Genomic DNA, 21,048 nt, shown 5'->3' with positions numbered 1-21,048 from the left:
AATGGCAAATAATAATCAAAGAACATCAGTAGACAAATTCGGCAACACTTATGCGGTTGTCGGCTGTAAGGACAAAAAAGGGACGGGTTTTCCTAAAGGTTACATCGAAATTAAGGGTCAACTCTACAAACTTGAACCTAGCGATTCGCAAAAAGATGGTGTAGCATGTTGGATACGTGTTACCAAAATGAACAATAGAAAATCAGGGGGTGGACTATGACAAAGGTTTTACAACTGGTAAAGGTGGTTGTAAAATATGGAACCATAGTACAAGCTGCTCTTGAGGCTCTTGAATTGTTCGCCAATAAAGTCGAAAAAAAGCAATCTGATGAGGTATCTGATTGAGGCATTTCGGGTCTGGGTTGTAAAGTTGGCATTTCCTCAATATTGGGGGGTGTCAACTTTCACCATTTTGGCGCAAGCTAGTCACGAAACTGGTGCTTTCACTTCTAAAGTATATCGTGAGGGAAACAACCTTTTTGGCATGCAACCTAATTCAAGGCCATTTGATATTCAGGGTAAAACAATGGGGCGAGAAAACTCTGCAACTTACCCGACCAAATGGCATTCTGTATGGGATTATTTTAAAAGGCAACAAGCCTTTAGAATTACTACAATAGGCTTTAAAAGAAAAACGGTCGATTCGGGTTATGCTGCGGATAAGGCTTATAAGTCTAAATGGCAAAAGCATATAAATAAATTACTAATCTTTAAAATTTTGACATATGCCTGCATTGTTGTTGCGGTTGTTACCTTTTTGGGAAATGATAAAGGGCTTTTTCAAAAAGTTAACTTTAAAAAATATTCTTTGGGTCGTTGGTATAATAGGCGGTTTAGTTCTGTTAAAAAGGCTCTTAATTTCAAATAAGACGGAACTTCAAAAGTTAAAATCTGAAACCTCAAATCCTGATGTTAAAAAAATGATGGAAGTGGCAAATGATGTTGCTTTCAATATGGGTACACATAAGGAAATAGGCAAGTGGTCTTTTCGTGCTATAACGGAAAATGACCAAGATGTTTACGACAAATTAAGGGGTTTAACTGCTGACGAATGGGAAATGGTACGAATGTATTACCCAAAATTTACGAGAACGCCTCGAGATTTAAAGAATGATTTGGTTAAGCATTTAAACGAATCATTACGTTCAAAGCTACCTGAATTCATGAAATAATGAAAAGGGAATTGTTAGCTGTCGTTACGGGGTTCGCTCCTCCCCTTCTCACTGAATTTAAGATAGGTTTAGTTCAGATAATGTGTGGCGTTGTAACTTTTCTAATAGTCGATGCGCTTAAACGCTATCGAGATAAAAAAGCAAAAAAATGAAAATACTCTATTACGATATTAACGGAAATGTTAAATGTGTGGGCGGTCAATTGTCCGAAACCAATGTACTGACTACGTATATAGACGATTACCATTTAATCTTTGCTGTATTTAATAACGATGGGCTAATAGCTATCAGTCCTACGTTTGTTAATGTTGAGGGTTCACCAAATGAAATACGTTGCGCAGAATTGTATTTAATGAATAATCCTCCAGTAGAAAGGTGTCGTTTTCAAAATGACATTTATGTCGCTCCTGGGGAGCGTGTAATTTTCACAAATGGTAAATTTTATAATCCTTTGGGTTCGGGTGGTGGTTCTGTTGAAGAACCTACAGATACTGGTTTAAACGGTGAAATACCTCAAAATCAATCTTTGTATAATTACCTAAATATAGGTTTCGATTATCATAAGGATGATTATGAATTACGTTTAAATTTAAAGGCTGGTTATCCGTGCGCTTGGGGTAAAATGCAATTAGATGGCAATTACGATTATAATGAGGTCGTGGACGGGGTTGTCGTTTTCACATCTTCTGAATTGGGTCGTATAGTAATAGCAAACCATGTGGATAAGGTAGCCTATGAAATAGAGAAAACGGCTTCTTTTACTGGCCCTGCTTGGGGTGGAGATTATTTTGCCCAAAATGTGAAATTTATGGGTGCGACTTGGCCGGATGCTTCAACTACGGGGTATGCAGAGGGGGTTAGTAATGGTTATTTTTATATAAAAGACAATGTTATTTGGCAAAGAAAAGAATACCAAATGGACGGTACACAAGATTCGGGTGCTTTAGTGCCTATTTATATAAGATACTACGACTATAATCTGTTTGTTAATTCTGCGTCAGGTGTGTATTAAAATTAACTTCATTCTTTTTGAAGTAAGAAAAAAGTACTAACTTACTACCTCCTTAGGGGTATTCCTTGCTGTGGTATTACATACTATAAATTATATAACAACTATAGTGTTTTGCGGCCACGCAGTGGTTTACATAAGATCAGTTATCTGAACTTGAGTTAGATAACGTTAACGATCTTATGTTAAAGCAAAACACGGCTCTCACACGAATCCCTGTTATATAATTTCATATTATATTAACCAGCAAAGCTGGACCGTGACTATTCGTATCATGGAACTCAGTTCTCTGGATCATTCCTTAACTAGTCCATCTCGTGTCCATGTTATATAATTGGTTATATACCTGCCTACCATCAGGCTGGTTAAATCGTCCGGGCTGTAAGCTGGCCTTTCACATAAGATTTGCCAGGCTCAGTACTCCATAGATTTCAATATTCGGGCTAATGTACAGATTGAATTCGTACAGACGATTCTCAGGCGTTATTCTCGATAGCTATCGGGGTTGCCTGTTAAAATCGAACATGGTGAGATTCGCGAGCTCCATATAAATCAATTCAAATAATCGCGAGCAAACACATGTGGGCCAACGCCTTGTTTATTCGAAATAATTGAATTCCCAATCAGCAGTAGATTGGTATTGGGATTTCATCTTAACTATTTTTTCTTTTAATCTAATTCTGTGTGCAGACCCAACTAAAAGCACAGTTGTACCTATCTTGTTTGAGCAATGCTCGTGAATTTTAGATATCCAGTAATTCTCTCTTTGGTCATTCCATTCTAGCCAATCTGAGTATGTCTTCATAAGAAAGTCATCCTGAACTTTATCTATGAAGATTCTCTCCATCGCTGCCTTGTCTCTGTTTATTTTATCATTGTCGGATGAATTTAAAAATCTGAATCCAAGCCTAATTGATTCGTTTCTTTGAATTAGAGAAGCGTACTTATAATCAGGGACATGTTTAGGAAACAATTCTAGCATTGCTTCTAATCGGCCGTCAAATGGGTCATTATCTAAGTCTACTGGCTTTACTTTTATTGTAGATTCCTTTTCGATTTTTCGTAATACCTGAATTTCGGGAGGATTAAAATGATCAACCGCTTTGAGCATTTGAGGGTATTTTGCTTCGGTTGCCTCAAAGTAAATTGTATTAGGAGAAATTTCGTGGACGATCTGAAGAAGTGATGAGGCATTGCACTCTCCTTCTGAATCGTGCATTGTACCTAAGACTATTACTTTATTACTCATTCTTACTTGGTTAAACGCTCAAGCCGCTGGGCTTTCACTTTCTGTCTTGAAACAGAAAGTAAACAAAGAATTCAAGAAGGAATAATCGGCCGGCCACACAAGTCTTGCTGCGCTGAAGCTTCGCGAAGGCCAGGCAAACGCTGCCCCGCGATTCCTTCGTCCCACCCGCCTTCAAAACTCAACTTTTCTTCTACCTAAAAAGATAGTTATGTGAATTCAATTTTAACACTATCCCAAATCGACCTTATAAATTCTGTCACAGAAAAGCCTTTTTTCGGGTCTTTATGTTCTAATGAAGACCAATAATGAATCGTTGTGATATGAAGCCAGGGTTCATTATTGAGGATATGCTTACAGTCTGTCCAGATACCTTCTCTGTTGATATTTCCTCCCTCTTCCACTAAATCATCAAATGAAGAGATAATTAGCTCCATTAGAGCAAACTTCTCGTCATCTGATAAGTCATCACTCTTATAGATTTGGAGGAACTCTTTGATTCGCTCACTGTCTGACTCTGTCAAGTCCCAATCTTGAGTGTTTTCATACCAATGAAACCCAAGTCGTTTTGAAAGCCTCCTTTGAGCATCCCTTGTTGCATATCTCAAGAATTCTTCTCTTAGCTCCATTCTACCCCCCCCTACTCGATTTATTGGATATTAATTTATAGCATTTTTTTTCAATTATAGTCCGATATCTTTTTTAAACCATAATGTTTTCTTGATTAATGAATTTGGACTAACAACCTCATCCAGATGGCTGTCGTGAGTCAGATCCCTGCGATTCGATAAATTGATCTGCTAGATCAATTCTTAACGCTCGCCCCCCCCCTTCCTCAAAAACCAAATAGCAATGGCAATAATCAGCAGATAGCCAAAGCCTAGTATTGTGAGGAGAAAGGGAATGTTGCGTTGCATCACTACCCTATCGGCAATGCCTGCTTGACAAAACAGCCATTCATCGGCCATTGCTGAAGCGTAGGCGTAGTTGCCTGTTTCCAGTATTACAATTCCAGCGTTATTTTCAAAATCCATTCGCGCAGCTGAGTTAATGGCATCATTGCCGCTGCCATCGTGGCCAAAGGTGCGCGATTTACCTAAGGGATGGCCATATAAACTCGGGCCTAAACCGTAATAGGCATGGCCGTTTCTATAGCTCTGCGGACTTCTCATTTCTTCAATCATTTCAGCCGGTAGAATAGTTGCTCCTTGAGATGGCATCAGTGCAATCATAAACTTGGATAGATCTGCTGTGCTTGTCATCAAGCTCGCTGCTGCTTTGGCGGTAAACCGCTTCATCGGCCTGGTTGTAGTATCTGTTTTATAAACATCTACCAAGCTAATTGCTGTGCTGTCGGATAGGCTAAAACTGCTATTGGTCATGCCCAATGGTTCAAACAGTTGTTGCTTCATATATGCCTCAAAGGGCATTTGAGTTACTTCTTCAATCAGCAATTGTAGCAAAGTATAACTAGCACCGGAGTACATGTATTGATCGCCCGGTTTTTGGCCAACCCTGGCTTTGCCTTCCGTCCAACTGCCTGCGTCTGCCGCCTTGGTTAAAGACTCTTCCAGTGTTTGAAGCATTTCATTATCCGCAAATCCATTATAACCCAAGTCATCATCGAAGCCTGCAGAATGTGATAGCAAGCGCCTTACGGTCACTTCATGGTTATCATATTCGCTTTCGGGCAAATGCCAACGGGTTAGGTAATCTTCTACGGGCTTGTCTAAGTCTAGCTGTCCGTTTTCTACTAGTTTTAATACCCCTACCGCTGTTACCCATTTACTTACCGAGGCTACCGGAAAAGCCGAGTGTTTATCAATGTTTTGATCTGCGTGCCCATAGAAAAACGTTTGATTCACTTCACCATCTTCAATCAAAGCGATGGCTAAGTTTCCTACAAATTCCTTTTCGAGTCGTCCCTTACAGGCTTCAATAAATCCCGCAGCAGTTCCGTCAGCATTGATAGGACGTAAAAGATATCCGTTGATAAAACCCATTCCCACAAAGGCTGTCCACGCGAGGATAATGGCGGTTATTACGCCAATAGTTTTTAATTTCTTCATCTGTTCGTATTCGTTTATTAAACCGTTTTCGACAAAGAAATAGGGCTTTTAAGCACTGAAGGTTCGATTGTAGGAAAGTCGAACTAATTAGATACAATATGTTATAGAAATACTATGCCGGCAGTTTTCTGAATGCCGATGGCGTAAGCGATGTACTCTTTTTAAATGCTGTGTTGAAAGATGATTTGGAGTTGAAGCCTACCTCGTACATAATCTGCTGTATGGTCAGTTCACTTTCTTTCAGCAATCGCTTAGATTCTTCTATGCGGTATTCATTTATAAAATCGAAGAAGTGCTTTCCAATTTTCTGATTGATAAGAATTGACAGTCGTTTGGTCGGTATTTCGGTTTTTAAGGCCAGGTCGTGCAGTGTCAATGTTTCGTCAAGGTAAGGTTTATGCGCTTGCATATAGCCAAGTAACTGCTCTACCTCTTCCTGAAATGCGTCCGTATCATTGCCCCTATCTTGCTTAGCGCTCGCCAGACTTTCATTTACCCTAGTGAATAGCTCTGGGTTTCGCATGGTATTAAGCACAAACCACGATGCCGCGGCTAAAGCGAACAGGGCTATGGCCAAATTCAACATTGGAAATTTCTGAAAATCGTTCGCGGCTTCGAAGATCCCCCGAATAAGCACGGTGGTATTGCCAATTAGAAAAACAATGGCAATGGTCATGAGCCATTTATAGGTCTTACTGTGTAGCGAATAATACTTATGATGAATGCCTTTGTATTTAAAAAGCTCTAAGAAAATCAGCACAATGTAGGTGTAAAATTGCGCTTGAATTACAATGATATAGGCTATTTCAATCTGTTGAGAAACGTTAAAAATGAGAAACAGCATGAGGAACGCAATCGCAGGTAAAGCGTGCCAAGCAAGCCGTATGTCAACTTTAAAATCGCTAAAACACACCCGCTTTATATAGCAGTAAAACAAGGGCATTTGGGTCAGCAATACAACCAAATGAAGTTTATTGATAATGGCATTACTCCTGTAAAAATCTCCCAAAAACTGACCTGACAATTCAATGGAAGTAACGAACAGAAAAGTGGCAAACAGAAGATTCGCTACTCTGTTTTCGGAATTGTTGAAGATTAAAAAAGCAGTAAGTAAAAGGAATAAAAATACGCTGATCAGGCTAATGCTAGCTACCTCACTCATATAAGTCAAAAGTATACAACTTGCTCAAAAAACCGATATAAATAGCATGATTTGGTTTGCTTTTCTTAGCTCAAATTGATTGAATATCAATCTATCAACAATAGTGAAAATATCAGACATCAAGGCCTTAAGTAAATTCACCTTATTTGTTTAGTCACGTATTTCTACTAATTCATAATTCGGCCTATTTCATCAGCTTAGTTTTTTATAAAAAAGCCAACTCAGACACTTAACTATGACTACAGCAAGTACAGAAAATCTAGCAAGTATATGTGAAAAATATGGTATTCAATGCCCTACCGATTTCCCAGCATCTTTTACCAATGTTAGTAAACAGGATAATAACAATACAGAACGCACGCTTACATTTAAGGGCAACTTGGACTTAAGCTCTCTTAGCCTTAACCCTGGCGAGCTTAAAATTCTACTAGGTATGCTGGGTGGTCAGTCGGAACAACCCGTTACGGTAACCGTAACTGCCAAGGCAGATGTTACCGCCACCGTGGTGAATATTGTTTTCAGTCCACCGAAAATCACACCGGTGCCTGATGTAACATTGACCAACTGTTCTATTGAGATCACCTATACCCCTGCTTCCAACACTGCTAGTGTCTTGATTAAATGGCCATTCTCTTTCACAGCGTTTAATAATGACCTTAAGGCTATGGTAAATATGGCTTTAAGTGCTACAGAAATGGAATTGGGTGCGACAATTAGCACTAACACCGGACAAACGCTACAGTTGCCTCTTGCTCCGCGCGGTATTCACTTTCAAGAAATTGGCTTGAATGGTTGTGTTCTTTTTAAACCTATCGATCTATTTGTAATTGGTATACAGGCGCAGTTTTTAATAGGAAAGGAATACCCTAGTGCTATTGTAAAGGATAACAACCTTGCCTTTTCATTTATTATGGATGGCGATGTTCCTGTTCCGCAATACATCAGTTTCTACTTGCAGTCTATTTCTGTGAGCGAGCTAATTAACATGTTTACTAATGGCGGCTTAGACCTTGGTGTTCCCATTACTATGGAGAATGTAAGCTGCTCTTGGTACAATCCTGAACTAGAAGAAAGTTTGGTATTACCAGATGGTACAACGGTATATCCTGGTTATTCCTTTGAAGGTGAAGCAGACCTTTTTGGTTGGAGTTTTTATGGAGCTTTAAGTCTAAATCAAACAGGTTTAGTAGTTTCCAAAGGTGTTTCCGCTAAACTCTGTATGGACAAATTTACGCTAGGCAGTTTCTTTAGTTTAACGGGTAATGGGAAAGGCTATTCTATAAAAGTAGATGCGAATGGTGAACCTGTAAAGACCAATGAAATGCCAAAATCTGGCACTGAGTATCAACAGATTGATGAATTGTTAAAAAGTGCTCATAATAAGGTACTTGTAAATCCGGGAGGTGCAGAATTGAGCTTCTCGAATCAGAATGGTACGGAAGTAGGCGGACAAATAGATGGAACTGCTAAGTTCCTAGACCTTTCAGCCACAATTCAAGGACACATCGATAAAACCGGTATCGACTTTAACCTGAGCCTCGATGAGTCAATAGCTGGTTTTGATTTGTTACAAGACAATATGCAAATCGGTCTGAATAAAAGCGCTTTACAATCATCAATTAGATTCAAGCCTTCCTCTCCTTGGTCCATTACATTGCCAGAAAATTTGATAAGCGAAATTAGTTCGGCATCGGGGCTGGGCGCAATAACGCTTGATGGGAATTTTGATGGTTTATTCAAGATTGAAACTGAACAAGATGGGACTATCAATGGCACTTTCAATTTCTCTACCAAATTTCCAGTTATCGATTCAATAGAAGGACTAACATTTGATCTTGACCCAGATAAAATGACAACCATGAGTTCAGTGCTGGAAAATGTACTTCCTTACCTCGAAGATCATATTGCAGATATTTATGGAAAAGCATTTTCCAACCCAGCAGAATGGGCTGATGCGGTTTTGAGAAAATACATTCACCTGCCTCCTACGGTTTCTAATACATTGAATTACGTATTGAACAAAGCCAAAAGTTTGGGACTTTCAGGAACTGACCTGAATTCCCTATCGAAGGTGGTTTCATCAGTACCGATGTCTGAGGCACTGCCAGCGCTAAAAAAGGTTTATGGTGAGCTTACTGCGCAAGACATGGGCACAATAGTAGGTAAGGCCTATAATATTGCCGACCCAACTAAATTCCTCGCTACGCTCAAAGGATTAGGCTATACGGATTATAATAGTTTGATAAAAGCTATGGGGTCTGCAACCAATGGAAACGTTGCGGAAGTTGCTAAAGTGGCAGAGACAATTCTGCCAAAATTGCCCGTTAATGAGGCGATAGCAGGTGATTTGGATAAACTCGCCACATTGAGTACTGTTAAAAAGGCCCTGAATATTGTTACCCCAAATGAGATTGCTCCTGCATTTAAGTCACTCGGTTTACCTGCAAGTTTGGCCGTAGGGTTTATAAGGAATGAATTCCCGATATTCGCGGCTCCAGCATTTCTGAAGGATATTTTGGGTGTAGCCGATTACCCCTCTGATGTTATCTCAACAGCGATAAGTGAGGCCGAAAAAGCTTGGGGAGATATTAGTGATGGATGGGATGACGTAAAACACTTCTTACACTTGTAAAACATAATAGTAGCTCAGTCAAATCAGCCGAGAGTTCAGCTCATATCATAGTTGGATGCTCGGCTTTTGTTTTTCAAACAAGGGGTTTAGAGTATCTCCTCTCTAAAGACTTGAAAACGACACCACCTACATAATACCTTTCTACTATCTTGTAGTTTAATTGAATGTTAGGTTCAAACGTGTTATGAAAAAGGTACTGATTCTATCCCTGTCCATTGGTTTTTTGCAACTGACTGTAGCGCAAGAGGCCAACAAGCAAACAGCTTATTATAAAGATGTAACCACTACCCATCTGCCCTATCAGGATTTGCAGCGGCTCTCAATGGATGCGGCTATTGCTGACTTGGATAATGATGGAGATATGGACATTATCATTGCCAATGAGCATCGGCCTAATATTCTGCTGATTAATGATGGAACAGGCAAATTTACCAATGAAAGTGCTAAGAGAATTCCGCAAGTGAATCACGATAGTGAGGATATTGGTATCGCTGACTTTGATGGAGATGGCGACCTCGATATCATTGTGGTCAGCGAAGATGATAAAACCAACGAGCTCTATCTAAACAATGGAGATGGCACTTTTTCCGATGCCGGAGACAGAATCCCTGTTACGGGCACCTCTAACTCAGTAGTTGTGCATGACATTAACATGGATGGTTTCGTGGATGTACTAATTGGCAATAATGGCCAAAACAATGTACTAATAAACGATGGTACCGGTCACTTTACCGATGAAACCATGCAGCGTTTTGGTGAATTCATAGATGTTACTCAAGACTTAACCCTAGCTGATATTGATAACGATGGTGACTTGGATGTACTCGTAGCGAATGAAGACAATAACCGAATACTCATCAATAGTGGAAAAGGTTTTTATACCGATGAATCTAAGGCAAGACTCCCCTACCGAAATACGCCTGAAGAAACCAGAGAGGTAGTAGCTGCTGACATTGATGGTGATGGTGATATGGATATGCTCTATGGAAATGTACAGGCCTTTGTCTCTGGCGCAGTAAAGCAGAATAGATTTCTACTGAATGATGGGAAAGGCTTTTTTAGTGATATAACAACTACTCATTTACCACAAGATGATAACCGCTGCTTTGGCGTGGCTTTTCTAGATATTGACCACGATGGAGATGAAGACATTATCACTGGAAATACCAATGGCGATGGATTTGCAGGAATGACACCTTTCAGCGTTTACCTGAATGATGGCAAAGGCAAGTTTACGGATGAAACCACCACCATTTTACCGGAGAGCATCAAAGGCAGGGGCTTCGACATAGACTTTGTCGACCTTAATGGAGACGGCATTAAAGACTTATTTCTAAGCAATCGAGGGTCACAAGATTTCTTGCTTTTTGGATTGAAAAATTGATGCTATTAACCCTCGCTGGAGACAACACCAACAAGGGTTAAGTGGGGCTGTTTTAAAAACTTCTAAAATTAGTTTCGTCCTTCTGAGTGAGAAAATTTCTCTTTTGAGAAATAGTCGACCTAAAGAATCTATCTATTCATTGTTGTGAACTTAATTGACAGATTCTTTCGGCCCCGAATACTCGGGGCACTCAGAATGACGGCACTACTACTCGTTATTCAACTCGTTTCTGACGCCCTATTCACTCCTCAGTTTTTGTGCTGGGTTGGCCGTAGCAGCCTTTCGCGCATGATAGCCCGTGGTTAATATGGTTACCAGAATTGTTCCTATCAATACTGCCAAGTAAATCATAATACCAGGCGTAATATGGAACTCAAAGCTTTCCAGCCAACCAATCATAACAGAGTAACCAATAATGGAGGCCGGTATAGCAGCTATCACAATCAGTATTACAAAGTCTCTTATAAGCAGGTTCACCAGTCCGCCTGTATTCGCACCGAGTACTTTTCTAATGCTGATCTCTTTGGAGCGCTGTTCGGCTGTGTAGGAAGCCAAGCCCAACAGGCCAAGGCAGGCAATAAGAATCGTCATACCGCTAAAGCCTAAGAATAGCTGCCCACGGATTTGATCAGATTCATAGTTTTCCATGAATTGTTCATCAAGAAATGTGTATTCAAAAGCGGTGGTCGGATAGGTTCTTTCCCATGCTGCCTCTATAAAGTCGATAGTGGCATTAACATCTCCTGTAATCTTCACAATAGCGGATGGATTTATACGACTCGGCATAAACATAAGCGCAGTAATGGGATCGTATAGCGATTGTTGGTGAAAGTCCTTCACCACACCTATTACCCTAGCAGCTGGCAAAGAATCATTTCCTGAAATGTTTATTTTTTTACCAATAGGGTCGGTCCAATTCATTCTGCGTACCATGGCCTCATTTACCATTACAGCCAAAGAGGTGTCAGAAGGATATTCTAAGGAGAAGTTTCGGCCTTCCACTATTTCAACCCCTAATGTTTTAAAGAAGTCGTAGTCAACGCGGTAATTATCCAGCCCTCTGTCGTCCATTGGACCTTCTTCTGTTTCTATACTGAAAACGTTTTTGCCATAACCATTGCCCGGAGTAGTGCTTGAGGATCCTGTGCCACCAATATTAGGATTCTGAATCAATTCGTTCTTTAGCACATTCCATTTTTCTACATCTGCCCTACTCCTAAAATCAATTTGCATCATTTGCTCCTTATCGAAGCCAAGGTCTTTTTCTCGTACAAATTGCATTTGGCGGTAAATCACCAATGTGCCGATAAGCATAAACATAGAAATGGCAAACTGTAGTGTCACCAAGCCTTTACGCAGTATTTTACTGCCCGATTTTCCCGCTCCGCCTTTTAGTACTGCAGCTGGCTGAAAAGAAGACAGGAAGAATGCCGGGTAGCTTCCACCAATAAATCCGGTAATGAACACCACACCAATAATGGCGAGAATTACATTGGTATCTAGCAGTCCTGCAATGTCTAGGCTAGTACCTACCAAGTTGTTAATACTCGGTACTGCAACAATTATTATGACGATACTAAGGGCTAGAGATATAAGTGTAATCAATATCGACTCTGTTAAAAACTGACCGATCAACCCACCTCTTTGGGCGCCCATTACTTTTCTAAGCCCTACCTCCATGGCCCTTTTGGTAGACCTTGCAGTGGCAAGATTCATGTAGTTGATACTCGCGATAATGATGAGGAAAATCGCAATAGCGGTAAAAATCCTGACATAGTTAATATCGCCTGCCGGTACGGGCTCACCATCAAAGTCAGAGGTTAGGTGAATGTCTCGCAATGGCACAGGAACCATCTCCACCCTAATATTAATTGGGTCGAATATTGGCGCTATATACTTGGTAACGGTGGAATCTAGTTTGACCTGCAAAGCCTCTTTGCTCACACCTTCATTTACCAAAACATAGGAATAAACACCCCAGCCACCCCAACTGCCATCTCCGCCCTGGAATATGGTTTTCCATGAAACGAGCGCTTCAGCAATTAGGTGAGAACTTTTCGGCATGTCTTTATAAACACCAGTTACTTGCAACGACATTTCCCTGTTGCCACCACTCTGTAGTGTTTGGCCAATTGGGTTTTCGTTCTTGAAAATCTTCTTCGCCATCGACTCATTGATGACAATAGAATTTGGTGCCTCTAAAGCAGTTTTAGGGTCGCCAGTAATAAAATTATAGTCGAACAATTCGAAAACCGTGGAGTCGGCCGCGTATACGTTTTCTTGAAAGTAATCGACCTGATTAAGGGTGAATCGCATCCCTCCTTGCCCACTAATTCCCGACAAACGGGCAGCTTGCACCACTTCCGGATTTTCATTTTTAATGGTAAAGGCAGCGGGGCGTGTCATACTGGCCCACCTAAATGAATTATCAGGCTCGGTTATCTGGGTAGAAAGCCTATAAATACGATCGCCCTTGGAATGCTGCTTATCAAAGCTGGTTTCGTGAAAAATATAAAGGAGAATGATTAAGCTGGACGCTATACCTACGGTAAGTCCAATAATGTTGAGAGCCGTGTAAGCCGGCTGTTTAAGTAGGCTTCGGAAAGCTACTTTAATGTAATTCTTTAGCATGTAAGTTGTTGTTTTTTGTTTTTGACCTAAGGAACAGACCAACATTTTACTGTTCCAATGTTAAAGATAGGTAACCGATAACAGAAAGCAGCGCATTGTTTGGTTAAAACTTTGGAGCCATGCTAAAGAGCACTTTCGTTTTCATTCAGGGTGAATACTTACATAAAAATAGCAAGAAAGCCCATTTGACTTGGAGGGTTATTCTTGAATAAAAAATGAGGCTGTCTCAAAAGTTAAATATTTAGCTTTTGAGACAGCCTCATTCTAAAATTGTCCCTAATACTTTGGGTAAGTTTTAAGGTTTAGAACTCCTTAACATCAAACCTGTCAAGATTCATTACCTTATGCCAAGCCGCGATGAAGTCGTTTACAAATCGTTCTTTTGCGTCATCGCTGGCATACACTTCTGCCAAAGCCCTAAGCTCAGAATTCGACCCAAAGATGAGGTCAGCTCTTGTGGCTGTCCACACTTGCTCATCGGTTCCTCTTTTGAAACCGTTAAAGATGTATCTATCCTCATCCGCTGCTCTCCAAGCATATTCCATGCTCAACAGGTTGCTGAAGTAATCGTTGGTTAAAGCACCTCTATTATCAGTAAGTACACCAAGGTCAGATCCATCGAAGTTGGCGCCCATAGCGCGCATTCCACCAACCAAAACAGTCATTTCAGGTGCAGAGAGTGTCAATAACTGAGCTTTGTCAATTAATAGTTCTTCGGTAGTTAAGGTATAAGCAGTCTTTTGGTAGTTTCTAAAACCATCGGCCATAGGCTCGAGAAGTGCCATGCCTTCAATATCGGTTTGCCCTTGTGTTGCATCTACTCTACCCGGAGTGAATGGTACTTTTACATCAAGCCCAGCTTTGCTTGCCGCTTTTTCAACTCCTACGTTTCCACCAAGTACAATCAAATCGGCAATGGAAACCTTTTTATTTTCGGTATCAAAATCCGCCTTTAGTTGTTCGTAATAAGCTAAAACCTTGCGTAACTGTTTTGGATTATTCGACTCCCAATTCACCTGAGGCTCCAAACGGATTCTGGCTCCATTAGCCCCGCCCCTTCTGTCTGAATGTCTGTAAGTAGCAGCGGATGCCCAAGCCGTGGTAACCAATTCATCTACTGTTAAGCCTGACTTGGCAATACGAGATTTCAGCTGGTCGATATCTCTGGTATTGATTACTCTATAGTCTGCCTCAGAAAGTGGGTCTTGCCAAACAAAGTCTTGCGATGGAATTTCTGGACCTAAATAGGTAGACTTTGGTCCCATGTCTCTGTGAGTCAATTTGAACCACGCCCTTGCAAATGCTTTGTTGAATTCTTCAGGGTTCTCATAGAACCTGCGAGATATCTTCTCATAAGCAGGGTCTTTAATTAAAGCCACATCAGTTACAAACATAGTTGGCTTGTGTTTTTTGTTGGGATCAAAAGCATCGGGATACATCTTTTTAGGATTTACCGCTTCATATTGCCAAGCTCCTCCAGGGCTTTTTACTAGTTCCCAGTCGTTTTCGAATAGCGATTTAAAATACCCTTGACTCCACTGCGTAGGTGTTTCAGTCCAAGTTACTTCCAATCCAGAAGTTGTTGCATCTGCACCTTTACCTGTTCCATGATCGCTCATCCAGCCAAGGCCCATGTTTTCAATGCTCGCACCTTCGGGCGATGGCCCCAAATGATGTTCGCCCGTTTTGCCGTGCGCTTTACCTAGTGTATGACCACCGGCAATTAGAGCAACAGTTTCCTCATCGTCCATTCCCATTCTACCAAAAGAGATTCGAATGTTTTTTGCCGATGCCACAGGATCAGGGTTGCCATTCGGGCCTTGCGGATTTACATAGATCAAACCTAGTTGAACAGCCGCAAGGGGTCTTTCCAATGTTTCATTTTCCCAGCGCTCATCATTACCAAGCCATGTGTCTTCAGAACCCCAATACACATCGGTTTGTGGCTCCCAAGTATCTTCTCTGCCACCAGCAAAACCAAGCGTTTCAAAGCCTGCCGACTCTAAAGCTACATTGCCTGTTAATATGAATAAGTCGGCCCATGAAATGGCTTGTCCATACTTTTGTTTAATCGGCCAAAGCAGTCTTCTTGCCTTATCTAAATTGGCATTGTCTGGCCAACTGTTTTGAGGTGCAAAACGCTGCTTTCCTTCTCTGGTTCCGCCTCTACCATCTCCTGACCTGTATGTACCGGCACTGTGCCACGACATGCGGATGAATAGCCCAACATAACTACCAAAGTCGGCTGGCCACCAGTCTTGTGAGTCAGTCATCAAAGTTTTGATATCCTCTTTCAGAGCGAAATAATCGAGTTTTTCAAACTCTTGCTGGTAATTGAATTCTTCGCCAAGAGGGTTTGATAACATGGCGTTTTTACGCAATACGGTTAGGTCCAGTGAATTTGGCCACCATTCGTTATTTCGCTTGGCTTGCCTTTTTGCATCCGCCTCTTTTTTCGATCCGAACATTTTATCGAATCCGAGCGGGCAACTGGCTCCTTCTTCAGTATTTTCCGGTTTACTCTTTCTGGCATAGAAAGAAGAAAGCGTTAGTAACCCTACCATTAAGCAGGAGGTGATTAATAGTGAAATCTTCAACGTTCTTTTCTTCATCATTCGTTTTTTCTGCAAAAGTGAAGCTGGAAGAAATATTAATCAAATTGATAAGAAGATAGTCTTTATTAATAAAAACAATAACCAATTAGTAGGCTTTTTCACTCTATAACAACATAGAATCACCACTCCTCTCCTTCTATTAGTTGCTTAACTGATATTTTGAAGTGTTCTGGGTTCATGTATCCGCCCGAAGCCCTAGGACTGGCCATTACGCCTCCATATACGTGTAGATCAGTACCTATAACGGAAGCACCCAAATGCCTTCCTCTGAAGTTAGTAGTGAAGTAGCGGGCCGTTTGAGTTTGTGTATTGTAAACAATTAGTTTATCACCATCATGATAATCACCCACCAGAATAAAGTAGTGCTCGTATTGCGCCAATGCATAAGCCGAAATTCCTGATTCTAATGGTCTGAGCGTTTTCCATGTCTTGTCAGCAATATTGTATTGATAGATGTCAGCCAGCGGGCGCTCATCATAACCACCAAATACATAAAGGTTGCCATCTATTACTCCACCCTGCGTTTCCATGGCATTGGGCATGCTTGGCAGTGCTTCAATGGTTCCTTTATCGAGGTTATAGCTAAAGAGCTTATCACTAAAAATAAAATTATTGATTGATAGCCTGCTTTGCTTCGTAGAACCACCAAAGAAGAAAACCTGGTTTTCTGAATGGGCAATCCCCATGCGTTTCGCCGATTGCGGTAACCTACCCAAAGGTTTTACATTAAATGTCTCTACATCGAGCATTCTAATGGTGTCTTCCAGCATTTCATTCGAACCGTTTAAACGAGTGCCACCCGCAATGATAATTCCCTTATAATCTTCCATATAGGTGGCTGATGGTGCTAAAATATCGGGTAACTCCGTAAGCTCTCCAGATAACCAAGTGTCCCTTTTTGACTCATAAACATGTATGATAGAACTGAACCTTTGATAGCCCTGAACCCCACCTATTACATATACATCGTTTTCTGTTTGGGTATAAGCAAAAGAAAAACCGGCATTGGGAAGCGGTTTTACCTTGTCAAATTTTACCTTTTTCTGTGCAAAAGTGAGGGTACAACTAAAGATTAATAAGGAGGTAAGGAGTGTTTTCATGGTCTTGTGTTTTAGTATTTTTAAGGTAAGAAATATTGTTAAAACCTGACCAGATTGCATCAATAAAAGTGCCAGTAATTACAGTAATACTCAGAATAACCAAGCAGATTTATGATGAAGACATAGACCTGCTTAGCTACTTCTTTTACATTCCAAAACCATAAATCAATACCCTGCACTTCGATCAATTACGTGCTGTAATTGCTCCCTGTTTATCAATCTTTCAATATTGGATTTCAACAGTTTTAGGGCCGATGCTGGCGTAGTTACACTTGCTACATGTGGTGTAAGTGTAATTTTTGGATGGTTCCAGAATGGATGTTTTTTTGGAAGAGGCTCTTGTCTAAATACATCTAATAGTCCTCCTGATAAATGGTTGGAATTCAATACTTTTATCAAATCTTCTTCAACTAAATGGTTACCGCGCGCTACATTAATGAGGTACGCACCTTGCTTCATCTTAAGCATGGTTTCCTTGTTTAGAATATTCTCTGTTTGTGGTGTCACAGGCAAAAGGTTAACAACCACATCGGGTACAGAAAGAAAGGTTTCAAAGTCTTGCTGCGCGTAGCACTTCACACCTGCTATTTGCTTTTGCGTTCGACTAAAACCACTTACCTCAAAGCCCAATGCTACGAGGTGTTCTGCTAAATGACCACCCAACGCGCCTAAGCCCATTACGCCAACCTTCAGGTTTTGGTAAGCAATTCTATCCCATACCTTTTGCTGTTGATTAGCCTGGTGCTGGAAAAAGCTCCTTTGATGTAACATTACCCCCATTATGCAGTAGTTGGTCATGTCGCGGGTAAGATAAGGATCCACTATTCTGGTTATGGGAATAGCAGCCGGGATCTGTTCATCGCCCACCAAGTGGTCTACGCCAGCACCTAGGGAGCTTACCCATTTTAAGTTCGGTAATTTTTCCACTACCCCTGCATCTAGTGGTTTCCAAACGAATAGCGCCTCAACATTGCTTAAGTCGGCATTTGTTGGCCACACGTGTACTTTGTTTACAAACTCATAATCTTTCAGTCCTTCTACCCAAGGTTCAGGTTGCCAAGCTTTTGTCGCTATTAGAATATCTATTTTTTGCTTATCCATTTGTTGTCTTTTATATAAAACCGCCAAGGTTTTAGTGCATCTTCTTCCGCGTAGGCCACGCCTATTCGGGTGGAAGTTACAATTTCTGACTCAGTCAAAACAGGGGCATCTTCAATCCATATTTCATCTCCCTGTAGGTCAGCGCCATAATGCTGCTGGTATTGAATACCAAGAGCTTGGGAAAGCGCTCCCGGTCCAGCTGTAAGTGTTTTATTTATTTCAATCTTCCTTCTGCGTTTTTGCATTGTTTCCAGGCCATCAATTGGTTCTATTGCCCTAACCAAAACGGCATCTGCGGTGTCATGCACATTGGTAACCACATTAAACAAATGGTGTATTCCATAGCACAAGTACACATAGGCTTTTCCACCCTGGGCATACATTACCTCTGTTCTTTTAGTGCGCAACCCGTTGTTTGCATGGCAAGCCTTATCATTTGTTCCGCTATACGCTTCTACCTCGGTAATCTTGCCACTAGTTAAAACGCCATCTACAGTAGTACAGAGTGTTTTACCCAGCAGGGCTTTGGCAATTAATACGACATTGCTTTGTAAATAAAAGTCAGATTTGAGTTTCATTCGTTTTTTAGGCAACTTTCATTAGCTTAAATAGTTAATATCAACTGAACCAAAATCAAATATTCCGATGAAAAGAATACTGACTTCTATTTTGACACTTGCTCTATTTTTTACCGCACAATTTGCATTTGCACAACGTGGCCCAGCCGCTAGTCCAAAAGTAACCATTAAACAAATGGTTGGTAATACCGAAATGGAGCTAGTTTACTCTAGACCGAGCCTCGATGGTAGAGACTTGGCTACCCTTGCTCCTAATGGCAAAGTATGGAGAACCGGTGCAAATGAAAACACCAAAATCAACTTTGACAAACCTGTGAAATTGGGTGGTAAGGAACTTGCCGCAGGCGAATACTCTTTGTACACTATTCCTGGTGGCGATGAGTGGACAATCATTATTAACAAGGCGAAAAGCTGGGGTACTCAATACGATGAGTCTCAAGATGTAGTTCGTTTTAGTGCTAAAGCAACCACTACTGATAAGAAGGTTGAAACTTTTAGCATTGAAATGACCGACTTTAATAAAAACACCAAGAACGAGGCCAAGATTGAATTAGCTTGGGGCAATGTATCGGTAAAATTCCCGATTGAAGTAACCAACTAATTTTTGGTGCCTAGCACAAAGAGGACGTTACGATTTCTGAAAAAATATGCTCCGGCATAGCTAACAAAATCAGATATTGTGGCGTCCTTTTTTAATGAAATTAAACGACAGAGAGATATGAAAAAAATCACCTTAATGCTTATTGCCCTTTTTGTAACTGTAGGTGCAATGGCTCAAATTAAAATGCCACCAGCCAGCCCAACCTTCGAACTAAAAGGAACAATTGGCATGGCAGAAGTAAAAGTAGTTTACTCTAGGCCAAGTGCTCGTGGTAGAGCAGTTGCCGGAAACCTAATCCCTTATAATGAAGTATGGAGAACGGGTGCAAATGCTTCAACACAAATTACTTTTAGCGATGATGTAAAGCTGAACGGAAACCCTGTAGAAGCAGGCACTTATGCGCTTTACACCCAATTTACAGAAGAAACTGCTACCATTATTTTGAGTAGCAAATTAGACTGGTGGGGCGCCATTGGTTATGAGCCAAGCCATGATGTGCTTCGTTTCGATGTGCCGGTAAAGCACCCTAGCAGCCACTACGAAACATTTACCATTAGCTTTTCTGACTTTACCGCTAACTCTGCTAACCTGAACATGAAGTGGGAACATACCAAAGCCATGTTCAAAATTGAAAGTGAAGTGGATAGTAAAGTAATGGCCGATATTAAGGCACAGGTAATTGATGCTACTCCAGAAAATCCTGGTGTGTACTTTCAGGCGGCAGGTTATTACTACGATACCGATAGAGATGCTAAGCAAGCGTTGGAATGGGTAAACAAAGCCATTGCCGCAAGCCCACAGAAGCAATACTGGGTGGTACACTTACAAGCAAAACTTTTGGCCAGATTAGGAAAAAATGCAGAAGCCAAAAAAGCAGCTACAGAATCGATGAATCTTGCAAAAGAGGGTGGAAACCCTGATTATGTAAGATTAAACGAGAAGCTAATTGCTGATTTGAAGTAATACAATATTACAAGTTGGGTTGAATGATTTCAGCCCAACTTTTTTTATCCCTTCCCTAATCCAAAATAGAAGTATCGCTATTGAGCACAGCCAAAATCTGCTCTTTATAGTTTCGGCCTATGGGTAGTTCGTGCCCGCCTATTTCAATGGCATTGTTCGAAAAGGCTTCTATCTTCTTAATAGGCACAATGAATGAGCGGTGGATACGCATAAAGCAATCTTCGGGCAGTTTCTGTTCTAAATAACTGATCTTCTGAAGTGAGATCACTTCCTTTTCAGGGAGTTTTATACGCACATAATCCTTCAAGCTTTCTATATACAGAATATCCTTAAGGTAGATTTTAACCATTTTGCGGTCTGCTTTAAGGAAGATATAAGGGTGATCCGTTCGTAATTCGTCCGATTGCAACTCTTCTGTAGCGTCTTCATGTTGGCCATTCATCATTTTGTTAACGGCCATTAAAAAGCGAGGAAACGATACCGGTTTGAGCAAGTAATCGACCACATCAAGCTCATAGCTTTCAATGGCATACTCGCGATAAGCCGTTGTAAAAATCACTTTTGGCGTATGGTGCATGGCCTTTAAAAATTCAATCCCATTAAGCTTAGGCATTTGAATATCTAGAAAGATCAAGTCGATACTTTCCTTCTTAAGCCAATCGAAAGCTTTCACCGCATTATCCACTTCGGCCACTAGTTGTAGGCCTTCTACCCTTTCGATATACGAGGCAATTACCTCTCTTGCCAAAGGCTCATCATCTACAATTAGGCACTTTACACTCATG

General features: G+C 40.9%; 17 protein-coding genes and 1 pseudogene. 8 read left to right on the top strand and 10 right to left on the bottom strand.

Annotated features, from left to right (window positions below):
* The first annotated feature begins 1 nt into the window (after position 1).
* The 4 genes and pseudogenes from BMW98_RS10595 to BMW98_RS10580 all read left to right on the top strand — a co-directional run bounded on the left by BMW98_RS10595 (position 2) and on the right by BMW98_RS10580 (position 2,184).
* Positions 2 to 220, top strand: a complete 219-nt coding sequence (locus tag BMW98_RS10595; protein ID WP_090258559.1) for a hypothetical protein — start codon at positions 2 to 4, stop codon at positions 218 to 220.
* Between the two features lie 108 nt (positions 221 to 328).
* A pseudogene (locus BMW98_RS20700) lies at positions 329 to 691 on the top strand (glucosaminidase domain-containing protein); the annotation flags it as partial.
* Positions 692 to 725: 34 nt separating this feature from the next.
* On the top strand, positions 726 to 1,172 hold the full coding sequence (locus BMW98_RS20605; RefSeq protein ID WP_245733564.1) for a hypothetical protein: 447 nt from the start codon (positions 726 to 728) through the stop codon (positions 1,170 to 1,172).
* A gap of 148 nt (positions 1,173 to 1,320) precedes the next feature.
* Positions 1,321 to 2,184, top strand: coding sequence for a hypothetical protein (locus BMW98_RS10580; protein WP_090258556.1), 864 nt, complete (start codon positions 1,321 to 1,323; stop codon positions 2,182 to 2,184).
* 595 nt (positions 2,185 to 2,779) lie between these two features.
* Here the strand turns inward: BMW98_RS10580 and BMW98_RS10575 are convergent.
* The 4 genes from BMW98_RS10575 to BMW98_RS10560 all read right to left on the bottom strand — a co-directional run bounded on the left by BMW98_RS10575 (position 2,780) and on the right by BMW98_RS10560 (position 6,658).
* Positions 2,780 to 3,430: a hypothetical protein gene (locus BMW98_RS10575; RefSeq protein WP_090258555.1), complete on the bottom strand. Its 651-nt coding sequence runs from the start codon at positions 3,428 to 3,430 to the stop codon at positions 2,780 to 2,782.
* 206 nt (positions 3,431 to 3,636) lie between these two features.
* Entirely contained in the window at positions 3,637 to 4,056 is a 420-nt protein-coding gene (locus BMW98_RS10570; protein WP_090258554.1) for a hypothetical protein, read from the bottom strand.
* Between the two features lie 183 nt (positions 4,057 to 4,239).
* On the bottom strand, positions 4,240 to 5,496 hold the full coding sequence (locus tag BMW98_RS10565) for a serine hydrolase domain-containing protein (RefSeq protein ID WP_090258553.1): 1,257 nt from the start codon (positions 5,494 to 5,496) through the stop codon (positions 4,240 to 4,242).
* Between the two features lie 112 nt (positions 5,497 to 5,608).
* A complete protein-coding gene (locus BMW98_RS10560) occupies positions 5,609 to 6,658 on the bottom strand; it encodes a helix-turn-helix domain-containing protein (RefSeq protein WP_090258552.1) in 1,050 nt (349 codons plus the stop codon).
* Positions 6,659 to 6,893: 235 nt separating this feature from the next.
* Here BMW98_RS10560 and BMW98_RS10555 point away from each other — a divergent pair, with 235 nt between their 5' ends.
* Together BMW98_RS10555 and BMW98_RS10550 are read left to right on the top strand one after the other, a co-directional pair.
* Entirely contained in the window at positions 6,894 to 9,290 is a 2,397-nt protein-coding gene (locus BMW98_RS10555; RefSeq protein WP_090258551.1) for a hypothetical protein, read from the top strand.
* A gap of 184 nt (positions 9,291 to 9,474) precedes the next feature.
* Positions 9,475 to 10,674, top strand: a complete 1,200-nt coding sequence (locus BMW98_RS10550) for an FG-GAP repeat domain-containing protein (RefSeq protein ID WP_090258550.1) — start codon at positions 9,475 to 9,477, stop codon at positions 10,672 to 10,674.
* Between the two features lie 237 nt (positions 10,675 to 10,911).
* Here BMW98_RS10550 and BMW98_RS10545 read toward each other — a convergent pair whose 3' ends face one another.
* The 5 genes from BMW98_RS10545 to BMW98_RS10525 all read right to left on the bottom strand — a co-directional run bounded on the left by BMW98_RS10545 (position 10,912) and on the right by BMW98_RS10525 (position 18,699).
* Positions 10,912 to 13,305, bottom strand: a complete 2,394-nt coding sequence (locus BMW98_RS10545) for an ABC transporter permease (protein ID WP_162844746.1) — start codon at positions 13,303 to 13,305, stop codon at positions 10,912 to 10,914.
* A gap of 302 nt (positions 13,306 to 13,607) precedes the next feature.
* Positions 13,608 to 15,869: a catalase/peroxidase HPI gene (gene katG / locus BMW98_RS10540; RefSeq protein WP_090258548.1), complete on the bottom strand. Its 2,262-nt coding sequence runs from the start codon at positions 15,867 to 15,869 to the stop codon at positions 13,608 to 13,610.
* Between the two features lie 170 nt (positions 15,870 to 16,039).
* Positions 16,040 to 17,020: a Kelch repeat-containing protein gene (locus tag BMW98_RS10535; RefSeq protein ID WP_162844747.1), complete on the bottom strand. Its 981-nt coding sequence runs from the start codon at positions 17,018 to 17,020 to the stop codon at positions 16,040 to 16,042.
* Between the two features lie 165 nt (positions 17,021 to 17,185).
* Positions 17,186 to 18,121, bottom strand: coding sequence for a 2-hydroxyacid dehydrogenase (locus tag BMW98_RS10530; RefSeq protein WP_090258546.1), 936 nt, complete (start codon positions 18,119 to 18,121; stop codon positions 17,186 to 17,188).
* On the bottom strand, positions 18,103 to 18,699 hold the full coding sequence (locus tag BMW98_RS10525) for a DNA-3-methyladenine glycosylase (protein ID WP_090258545.1): 597 nt from the start codon (positions 18,697 to 18,699) through the stop codon (positions 18,103 to 18,105). Before BMW98_RS10525 ends, BMW98_RS10530 begins: the two co-directional genes overlap by 19 nt.
* 67 nt (positions 18,700 to 18,766) lie before the next feature.
* On the opposite strand from BMW98_RS10525, the gene BMW98_RS10520 reads away from it, so the two are divergent.
* Together BMW98_RS10520 and BMW98_RS10515 are read left to right on the top strand one after the other, a co-directional pair.
* Positions 18,767 to 19,300, top strand: coding sequence for a DUF2911 domain-containing protein (locus BMW98_RS10520; RefSeq protein ID WP_090258544.1), 534 nt, complete (start codon positions 18,767 to 18,769; stop codon positions 19,298 to 19,300).
* A gap of 117 nt (positions 19,301 to 19,417) precedes the next feature.
* Positions 19,418 to 20,263, top strand: coding sequence for a DUF2911 domain-containing protein (locus BMW98_RS10515; RefSeq protein WP_090258543.1), 846 nt, complete (start codon positions 19,418 to 19,420; stop codon positions 20,261 to 20,263).
* Between the two features lie 55 nt (positions 20,264 to 20,318).
* On the opposite strand, the gene BMW98_RS10510 is transcribed toward BMW98_RS10515, so the two are convergent.
* Positions 20,319 to 21,047, bottom strand: a complete 729-nt coding sequence (locus BMW98_RS10510) for a LytR/AlgR family response regulator transcription factor (RefSeq protein ID WP_090258542.1) — start codon at positions 21,045 to 21,047, stop codon at positions 20,319 to 20,321.
* Position 21,048: the final 1 nt, after the last annotated feature.

It is taken from the genome of Roseivirga pacifica (genome assembly GCF_900111145.1).
GTDB lineage: Bacteria > Bacteroidota > Bacteroidia > Cytophagales > Cyclobacteriaceae > Roseivirga > Roseivirga pacifica.
This window is presented reverse-complemented; position numbering and strand designations above follow the sequence as displayed.